Genomic DNA, 8,738 nt, shown 5'->3' on the forward strand with positions numbered 1-8,738 from the left:
TCCCTAATAGGGAAGGGGAGCTAAAGTTAAAGTCCCGCTCCGGTGGGGAGAGGGGTTAATTCGAGACTTCTGCCAGCTCGATCACGCGGCCTTCCCAGTCCTTGACTAAGAAGTTCAGGGGTTTTTCGCGGCGAATTTTGTGCTTAATGCCTCGCGTTTGCACCCGCATCAGCACTTGTTCTAAGCAGTCGCGATCGAAGCAGACATGGCGTTGGCGTTCTTTCTGGCCCAGGCTGGCTCCAGAGATCACATGCACCTGGGTGTTTTTCTTGAGTTGGTACCAGAGGCCATCGGTGCCATTGAAGTTGCGAGTCGCAGTCGCTGGTCCCCCTAAACCTGGAGACATATAGAGTGGGTCAACGCTGGTTGCGCCCAGACTTTGCTCATAGTTGTAGTAGTAGTGCAATGGCACCTCAGCAGCAGCCAAGCCCAACACTCCTTCATAGAACTGACGACCGGACTCCAAGTCGGACACCATAATGGTGTGCACTTTTGGGGCACTGGTAAGAAACATCCACATCGCTCCGGCATAAGCTGCCAAGAGCAAAACCATAATTCCTTGCGTTGACAAGAGGCTGTCTAACGGCAGGGCGGGGAAAAAAGCTCCCAAAGTTAGAGGCTGAGACAGGAAGGGCATCACACTCAATGCTAGAACCATGAATTAAGTGAGGGACTTAAGCCAGTTGAACAGAATTCTAGAGATGGTGGCTGACACACATCGCTAGTGATCTTAGTCTATCAAGGCTAAACCTACCTCATCCAAACTTCAAAAAAGGCTCACTTGTGGCGGATTGGGAATTGAACACCAACTGTTCCTTAATCGCCACGGGCTCGTTTTCAGAAAAAGAGTTTTAATTGGGGAAAAGCGTAGATTATAGTAAGAGTCAATTCCGATTAGAGACTCAGCCAGTCAGTGACTGAAAATCGTGCAAATTCCTACGTTTCCTGAAAGCAATCATCCGATTGTCCAATCGCTCTTTCATCATAGCGATCAGGAGTTGTTGACGCTGTTTCAGCGCCATCCTGATTCGGGGCGATATTTTACGGCTATTTTTTGTCGCTACAGCCCAATTGTTTACACTTTAATTCGGCACTCAGCGCGATCACCCGTGCAGGCTGACTACCTCTTTGCCATTACCTGGCGGCACGTCTTTCATGAGCTAGGTGGGTTAGATTTGCGATCGAGCCAGCTCTCGAATATTGAAAACCTGACGTTGCAAAATTGGCTGATTAATATGACAGCCTTTTGCATCAACCAAGCCGAATTACCCCCGGTCGAGTCGGTGCATTACTCTTTGCAAGGCGCTTCACCGCCGCTGTGGTGCTACGTGGAGCAGGCGTTAGACCAGTTGCCTCCAGTGCTGCGGCTGATGATTTTGATGGCTCAAACCTTTCACTGGAGCGAAACTCGGATTTCGGCTTACTTGCAGGCGGAGGGGGAAGCAATTTCGCCCGCAGAAGTTAAGGTGCGGTTGCAAGAAGGCTACAAACTCCTAGAAGAGGCTCTTCCAGAAGATATTTGTGAAATTTATTTAGGTGGGAATACTAGGGATCGGACCGATGGGTTCGACTTTAGTTCGATCACGTTGGAACCTAGTGTTGAATAAAAACCGTTCGTCGAATTTAGCTGAATCGAGTCAGCTTTACGGCGCTGGGTGCCTGTGATTCCATCAAGCTTGGTTGTGAGGAAATTGTCATGAGTCGCCGTTTACTAGCAGTCGTTCTTGCGTCCGCATCACTGTTGACAGCCACAGGTACAGTTTGCCTGTTCAACTTGAGCGGGGCTAACGCTGCCAGCTTAAATGAACAGCTAAATATTCCTGTCAATAACGGCACTCAAGGTGAGCTGAGAGATGAAGCCGATCGCTTGGTTCGCCTAGGCGGACAGTACGAACAACAAGGCTCACTCGAAAAAGCGATCGCCTCTTGGCAACAAGCGGTGAAGCTCTACCAACGCATTGGCGATGTCTCGGCCACTGGCCTGACCTACGACTTTATTGGCCTGACCTATGCTCAACTCGGCAGAATCCGGGAAGCAGAAGATGCCCTGCGCCGACGTTTAGCGATCGCCCGTGACAACCGCGACTTTAGAGGCCAAATTTACGGCCTGAATAATGTCGGGACCGTTTTGTTGCGTCGTGGAGCCCCCCAAGCCGCTGCCAGTGTCTTTAACGAAGCCCTAACGATCGCACAGAATATCAATAGCCTGGAAGGTCAGGGCTTGTCTTTGAGCAACCTGGGCTTGGCAGCCGTAGCGACCGGAAACTATAACCAAGGAATTAAACAACTAGAATCAGCCCTGACCTACCGACGACAGGCAGGCGATCCTAGTGGCGAGGCCAGCACTTATAACAATTTGGGCGATGCTTACCGAGGAGCGCAACGGTATCAAGATGCAGCCAATGCTTATGGTGTGGCCCTACGGTTGGCTCGCACTAGTCGCGATCGCCCCAATCACCTTCGGGCCATTGATGGCTTAGTTGCGTCCTATCGCCCCTTGGGTAACTACACTCGTGCCTTAGAGGTACTCGATCAGCGCTTAGCGTTAACCCAAGAGCAGAGCAATCTGCGCCAACAGCTCACGACATTGCGATCGCTAGCCGAAATCTATCAAGCCTCAGGCAACCGGGAAACGGCCCGCAATTTCTATCAAAGAGCGATTGTAGTAGCACGGGCGCTAGAAGATACCAGAAGCGAATCTTTGCTCCTCGATCAACTCCGCCGTCTTTAGCGCTCCCCCAAGTTCCTAGTGGGCAATTCTCCTTAAGGGATGCTTCGCGATCGCCTGCTGAGGAGAAACCTCGGTGATTCAACAGTGCATGGCCTTGTTAGCTTATGTCTTCCGTAATGAAGTACTAGCGGTTTTATAATTACGAGATGCAAAAGCTTACGATAACCCGACCTGACGACTGGCATCTGCATCTCCGCGACGGTGCCGCGCTGAAAGCGGTTCTGCCCCATACAGTGCGTCAGTTTGCCCGTGCGATCATTATGCCGAACCTAAAGCCTCCAGTACGCTCCGTGGCTGCTGCTGCTGCCTATCGCGATCGCATTCTTGCCGCTATTCCGACTGGTAAACAGTTTGAGCCGCTGATGACACTCTATCTCACTGACAACACCAGCCCTGAAGAAATTATCGCGGCCAAAGCATCCCAGTTTGTCAAAGCGGTCAAGTACTACCCAGCGGGCGCAACGACCAATTCAGACTTCGGTGTGACGGACATTGGTAAGTGCGATCGCGTTTTTGCAGCGATGCAGCAGGTAGACCTGCCTTTGCTCCTGCACGGGGAAGTGACCGATCAAGATGTTGATATGTTCGATCGCGAGAAAGTATTTATCGAGCGACATCTGATCCCCCTCAAGCAGCGATTTCCTAACTTGCGCGTGGTGCTTGAGCACGTTACCACCTCAGATGCTGTGCAGTATGTCCTGTCTGCCAACAATGTCGCTGCAACGATCACGCCACAACATTTGTTATTTAACCGCAATATCCTATTTCAAGGTGGTATTCGCCCCCATTTCTATTGCCTACCAGTTTTGAAACGTGAGGAGCATCGCTTAGCACTTTTGCAAGCGGCAACCTCTGGCAATCCCAAGTTTTTTCTTGGCACCGATAGCGCTCCCCATCCCCGCGATAGCAAAGAAAGTTCCTGTGGCTGCGCGGGTTGCTATTCGGCTCTGCACGCGATGGAGTTGTATGCAGAAGCGTTTGAGAGTGCTGATGCGCTGGATAAGCTTGAAGCGTTTGCTAGCTTCTATGGACCAGATTTTTATCAACTCCCGCGCAATAGCGAACAGATTACTTTGACCAGAACGACTTGGCGCGTTCCCGACGAGGTTCCATTTACTGAATCCGGGCTTGTGCCTTTACGGGCAGGCCAAGAGATGACGTGGCAAATGACGTGACAGAAGCCTGATCCCTACTTCTCGACCAACTCTCCGCCGTCTTTAGACCTTTTCCCAAGCTCCTAGAAGTGAGCGATTTAAGGGATACTTCGCGATCGCCTGCTGGTTGAGAAACTAAGTTACCGCTTCCATTCCCCGCAACGAAACAACTTGGTCGTGGTCAAAGCTCCTTCTAGGCTAGAGGCCCAAAACCCGCATGATGACTTAATTAAACGTGTGGTTGGTCTACTAGGATATGTGGTGCAAATTCGTGATGGACAAACCCTTATTAATGGCAAGGTCATTGCAGAACCTTATGTGTAGGAAGAAGCGACCTATAACTACGGGCTTGTAACGGTTCCTCAGCGTCAACGTTCTGGCTGAGCGGCTGCAAGTAGCTTTTGCAACATCACCAGGATCTCCCAGCAGTCCACTGTAGTCGGGTTGTTATGTGGCTGTATTTGCCCGTCAGCTAAGCTGGTAGTCACTTATCTAACCCTAAAACTATGGATCTCTTCACACCTGTCGTATCTGAAGAACTTCAACATCCTCACTTTCGCCTTATTGCACAACCAGGACTATACGATCCGGAAAGTAAAGTCTTGAAAAATTGGGCGGATGGTTTTGCAGATCGAGACAATAAATTTGTAAAAGAATTCCAAACAACATTTAACTCTTCGTTTTGGGAATTATATCTCTTTGCCTGTTTCAAAGAGCTTAATTGCTCAGTTGACTTCTCCCATCCAGCACCAGACTTTATATTAACTTCTCCTTATGGTGAATTTATTGCTGAAGCGACTACAGCAAACCACCCTCAAGGCTTTCGTCCTGAGTGGGATAAAGAGCCGCGTATGCTTGAAGAATCTAAAATGGAGGATATTCTAAGACTCTCTACAATCCGACTATTACAAGCAGTCACTGATAAACACAAGAAATACATTTCATCTTATTCAAAGCTTGCTCACGTTCAGAACAAGCCATTTGTAATATGCGTTACCCCATTTGATCAACCCTTCTTTTTCCTTCAAGATAGCTTAGCCCTTGTTCGTGTTCTTTACGCTTATGAGCAACCTTTGATTATTCCGGGCACTCACGAAGGAGAATTACTCATTGTAGGGGAGTCTAGAAAATATCAAGTACAGAAAAAACCTGGTGTGGAAATTCCTCTAGGCTTATTTACTAATCCTGCAATGGCTGATGTAAGTGCCATCTTTTTTAACAACCGGGCAACTCTTTGTAAGGTTCGTGCCCTTGCTGGAGAGGGAAAATATCCAGTTATCTTTTATGGCTCTAGAGCTATTGAATCGGAAACTGAAACAGGAGTCCAGCGTTTTGTTGCTGAAAGACCAAATCATCAAGAAACTTTGCTTGATGGTTGTCATATTCTCCTCAATCCATTTGCGAAGCATCCTCTAGATCCACAGCTTTTTGAGGGTAGAAAAATTGCAATTCATGATTATGATCCCCAAACAGACAGCTACAAATTGAAAATTCCAAATGGATTTCTTTATCAAAGAGTATGTATGGCTCTTATTCCTGAAACTGAAGAAGCTCTCAAAAAGTATAAGGCTTCTACTCCTAGCACAACAACTTATCAAGAATTGTCTTCAGAAGTCTGGGTAGAAGATCAATTAATGTACATTGGGGGGCAAAATGGACCATTTTGTGAAAACCACATGGCGCATTATCGTGGCTGGACTATTCTGGTTTCTCTTGACTCGATCGATCAAGATTGGAGTGGTTTAGCAGTAAATGTTCTTTGTTACAGCCATCCCAAATTTATGCAAGCTAATGGTGATGACGATATAGCTTCATTAGGACTAGCGGAATGGCTATCAACTAAGGAAGAGGCGTACACCGCTATTAAACGTAAAATTGACGCAATTTCTGAACAATCCTGAATTAACGGTACTGTTTTACGTTTTGCTTAGCGGGAACTGGAACATTACCAACAAACAGCCTTCAAGCTACTGCCCTACAGATAGCTGAAAGCCGCATGACTATTAATTAGACAGAATTGATTCGGCATATTTACCTTATAGAGGGGATTAGGAAGAGCCGAATCGGCTCTTCCTAATCCCCCAAGTCAGACATTAGCCCGAACAATTTTCCGTATGATACCCCTTATTTCAGGAACTAGCCCAAATTCTTCAACGTTTCTTCGCTCTATTTTCGCCTTTTATTTTGCCTAAGATCCCAGAAACGGAATTAGACGGAATTTAGGGTGCTGATATGGAACTACGACCTCGAAAATTGTTAGACCAAGTCCGCGATGTCATTCGCATGAAGCAATACTCCTACTGCACTGAGGAGAGCTATGTGGCATAGATTTGACCTGCATACTCCCCTTCCCCCAGCGGGGAAGCAAGCTAGGTAGAGCTGGGACTGGGGTTAGGTGCCAAAAGAATTAGTTCACCAACACTTGGCCGTTGTTTTGAATTCGGATTGCTTCCTGGGCATTATTCAGTCTGGCTGATCCATCGAGAGCAAAGCCGATCGAGCCTGCTTGAGCCCCAGCGATCGGTGCGATTTGTACTAAGCCTCGGTCAGGACGGAGGGTGGTGATTGTCACGGGAACAGGTAAGTCTTGCAGCATAACTTCAGCGCCACCTGCAAGCGATCGCGGCTGGGTATGACCAATCACTTCATAGGTGATGGCAGTACCAGTATTGTTTCTCAGCATCACATCGACTCTGCCGTTGAGCGGAATCACTGTGGCGATCGCATTTCCGAGGCTTGCGGGGAGAGGGGGTTGAGCAGGAGCTGTTGTGCCGACTCTCTCAGATGACGTTCCAGGTAAAGTGGTGGATGGGTTAATTCGATATAGCTGGTTATTAGTGTTGCCTATAGCGTTACCAGTGGCGTTAGTAATATTGCCTGTCGTGCTGCCAGTGGCATTGGCACTTTGGGTAAAAGCATTAGCTTGACAACCGGAGGGAACCAGCCGAGTGCTGTTGTAGGGTTCTTCGTAATAGATGCGAGGGCAAGGATTCACCGATGAGCGGGTTTGAGCCGTGACTTGATTGATTAGTGGCAAACCTACTAATAAGCCTCCCACAACCACCCCCACGGCTCCTAGGGAGAGTTTTTTGACGGGATTAAATTGAATCATGGTTTTCTCCTACAAGCCATCGAGCTAAAGATTGAATTTAAAGCTGTTTAAGTCAGCAATTGATGATCCAATTTCTTTGATCATGGAAGGCATATTGTCGATTGATCAGCTATCTATTGGCTGATCAATCGACTTCAAAGTAGGTAAAAAAAAGATCGCCCTCCCTAAATTGAGAGCGATCGCAGACAAAATATTAACTCTGAAAAATCAGTCTGAAGTTTGCTTAAGCGTGATCCCACATTTGGCGAATTTTGCCAGGCAAGAACTCGGCGATCTCTTTGATCCGATCTTCCGAAAGTTCATCTTTGGCTGCGGAAAAGACTGCTTTAAGAACGGTGTCTACATCAGTCTCCTGGGGAATGCCTGCTTCTTGGCGAATCCGGAACAGGAAGGTATCTTCTTTGATGATCAGTGGAGGACGAACTCGACTGAGGAAGCGCACCAAAGGATTTGTGTCGATCCACAAGTCAGCTACTTCATTTTGCAGTGCTTTCTCGTCTGTTGGCTCCATCGGTTCATGCAGTTCTTCAGCCACGCGATCGACCGCTTCATTGGTCATCATGTCGCGCATGGTGCGGAACACGACTTCAGTAATGTCTCTGGCGTCGTATAGGTCAGTCAAATTGGCCTTGACCATGACCCGCTCTAGGAAAGGCGAGTCTTTGTCAGCGATCGGAACTGCTGGACCACTCTCCAGTGCTTTCGGTGGGTCTGCGTTCATTTCGTCCAACATTTGCCGACCCTTTTCGGTCAACTCTGCTTTCTTGAAGGAAATGAGATGAGGTAGAGGACCGTCAGCGGCCCCGAAGCTGTTAGCGATTCTGAAATCGAACTCTTTAGGAGCAACTGCATCAGGAACATCTTCCTGGTTGCCGTAGGCATTGCCTGTAAACTCAGCGTTAATGTACTGCCGTTGGTTTAAATAATCTAAGTGACCGAGCACATCTTTAGGGGTGATTTTCAAACCCGCAAAGTCCGTCTCGGAGAAATTTACTTCGTCGGGACCAGGACCGCGATCGCACTCATCAATTTTTTTCAACATGATGTAAACTACATCATCTCGGATGTCAATTGGCATAAAATTCTTCCATACTTCAATAGGGTTCAACGGCTGAAGCATTGATCTCTATTGATTTAGGCTTGTTAAACCCAGTTTTTATCAAAGCAGACTCAGAAAAAGCTCTGAACGACCCTGCCAAGAATTTCATCAGATTGAATTGCTACAGCCATCGCTATTGAAATTAGTAGGAGAAGGACAACTCTTTCATCTGCCACAGGAAACATTCACTAGGAGGAAATCTGCTAACCTGACGCAGAGCCGCTCCTAAAGCAATTAATGTTAATTGATGTCTCTAATTCGTTTCCTTCTCAAGAGAGAGGAAGATCCTCCAAAAAGAGGAAGCTTTGGAGTTAAAGGTTATGTAGGACTATCGTTTAAGTCATGAATAGCTTATTGCAGGGGTTGCAGTAAGATTCAGTTCAGGTTAGTCCTTTGTGATTTTGACTTGTGCAACATGTTACTGAAGGGCAGCCTAAGCTCTAAATTATCGGGTCACTCTTTGAGCCTAGCGAAATTATTCTAACGATATTATTGCGATCGCCACGCATAAGCCGTAGTAGTCTACGCTAAACCTTATCGGAAATAGAAAGGGATGTTGATTAAGTCACTCCTTGCCCTCTGGATCTGCAACTAAACCGCTTGGAGCTTCTGCTTCGCTTTTTGAGAGCGGTAGGTGAGTCG

8 protein-coding genes are annotated in these 8,738 nt (G+C 47.5%); 5 read left to right on the forward strand and 3 right to left on the reverse strand.

Annotated elements, in window-relative coordinates; all coding sequences use genetic code 11:
- Nucleotides 1-55: 55 nt before the first annotated feature.
- Entirely contained in the window at nucleotides 56-637 is a 582-nt protein-coding gene (locus H6F90_RS25240) for a glyoxalase-like domain protein (RefSeq protein ID WP_199296167.1), read from the reverse strand.
- Nucleotides 638-926: 289 nt separating this feature from the next.
- Between H6F90_RS25240 and H6F90_RS25245 the strand changes: the two genes are divergently transcribed.
- From H6F90_RS25245 to H6F90_RS25265, 5 genes are all read left to right on the forward strand, one after another.
- Nucleotides 927-1,607 (forward strand): RNA polymerase sigma factor, encoded by a 681-nt coding sequence (locus H6F90_RS25245; protein ID WP_190554822.1) that lies wholly within the window; start codon nucleotides 927-929, stop codon nucleotides 1,605-1,607.
- 89 nt (nucleotides 1,608-1,696) lie between these two features.
- Complete coding sequence (locus H6F90_RS25250; protein WP_190554823.1) at nucleotides 1,697-2,731, forward strand: tetratricopeptide repeat protein; 1,035 nt, start codon at nucleotides 1,697-1,699, stop codon at nucleotides 2,729-2,731.
- Nucleotides 2,732-2,877: 146 nt separating this feature from the next.
- Nucleotides 2,878-3,906 carry a dihydroorotase gene (gene pyrC / locus H6F90_RS25255; protein ID WP_190554824.1) on the forward strand — a complete coding sequence of 343 codons (1,029 nt, stop codon included), beginning with the start codon at nucleotides 2,878-2,880 and terminating at the stop codon, nucleotides 3,904-3,906.
- Nucleotides 3,907-4,008: 102 nt separating this feature from the next.
- Nucleotides 4,009-4,209 carry a S26 family signal peptidase gene (locus H6F90_RS25260; protein WP_255525066.1) on the forward strand — a complete coding sequence of 67 codons (201 nt, stop codon included), beginning with the start codon at nucleotides 4,009-4,011 and terminating at the stop codon, nucleotides 4,207-4,209.
- Nucleotides 4,210-4,391: 182 nt separating this feature from the next.
- The gene (locus tag H6F90_RS25265) at nucleotides 4,392-5,786 is read left to right on the forward strand and encodes a hypothetical protein (RefSeq protein WP_190554825.1); all 1,395 of its coding nucleotides are present in this window, start codon (nucleotides 4,392-4,394) and stop codon (nucleotides 5,784-5,786) included.
- Between the two features lie 506 nt (nucleotides 5,787-6,292).
- On the opposite strand, the gene H6F90_RS25275 is transcribed toward H6F90_RS25265, so the two are convergent.
- Together H6F90_RS25275 and H6F90_RS25280 are read right to left on the reverse strand one after the other, a co-directional pair.
- Nucleotides 6,293-6,997: a hypothetical protein gene (locus H6F90_RS25275; RefSeq protein ID WP_190554826.1), complete on the reverse strand. Its 705-nt coding sequence runs from the start codon at nucleotides 6,995-6,997 to the stop codon at nucleotides 6,293-6,295.
- Between the two features lie 223 nt (nucleotides 6,998-7,220).
- Entirely contained in the window at nucleotides 7,221-8,075 is an 855-nt protein-coding gene (locus tag H6F90_RS25280) for a DUF2267 domain-containing protein (RefSeq protein WP_190441733.1), read from the reverse strand.
- Nucleotides 8,076-8,738 lie beyond the last annotated feature (663 nt).

The sequence above is a fragment of the Trichocoleus sp. FACHB-591 genome (assembly GCF_014695845.1).
Lineage (GTDB): Bacteria > Cyanobacteriota > Cyanobacteriia > FACHB-46 > FACHB-46 > Trichocoleus.